The organism is Pelomicrobium sp. G1 (genome assembly GCF_051905455.1).
Taxonomy (GTDB): domain Bacteria; phylum Pseudomonadota; class Gammaproteobacteria; order Burkholderiales; family UBA6910; genus Pelomicrobium.
On record NZ_JBQACR010000073.1, the window covers coordinates 1 to 582 of the forward strand.

The following is a 582-nucleotide window of genomic DNA, read 5'->3' on the forward strand; positions in this document are numbered from 1 at the left end:
CTTTTCCTCCGGGGTGGTGTAGGGCGACCAGGAGGCGACTCTGCCATCCCGGACGATGGCGAGAGTGCGCTCGCCGATGCGCGCCGTCTCGCCGAGGCGTCTATTCCGGCGGAGGCGAATTTTCATTTTCCGCCCCCTATCTCGTCTGTCGAGATCCCGTGCTCGGCCATGAGCGACCGGATCTGCTCGATGGCGCGTTGGCGCGCCGTATCGCCCGCGCGCCAGCGCAGGGCGCCCGAGGTGTCGCGAAGCCTCCAGCGCCCGTCGCGCATCTCCGGGTCAAGATCCGTGACTGCCCGCCCCTCTTCGAGCGCTGCGGCGATCTCCATCGTGGTCTCCGAGGAGACCGGGCACTCGATGGTCTGGCCCTGCACCTCGAGGACGACCCGGTATTCCTTGTCCTTGCCGCGCTCGCTGGTGTCGGCGATCTCGTAGAGCCCCGCCTCAGTGACTTTGGCGGTCACGGAGGCGGTCCTGCCGCTCTTCGATGCGGACCGCTCGGCCGCGAGGAACTCACGGCAAAAACCGAACTTGGGGTCGCGTCCGGTGATCCGGGCGATGTAGGGCTTGCTCCCGCCATAG

Annotated in this window: 1 protein-coding gene; it reads right to left on the reverse strand. The window is 67.5% G+C overall.

All coding sequences use genetic code 11. The features are described from left to right. Positions 1-122 precede the first annotated feature (122 nt). A partial coding sequence (locus ACTFO6_RS17495; protein ID WP_439935708.1) for a hypothetical protein occupies positions 123-582 on the reverse strand: 460 nt, incomplete at its 5' end.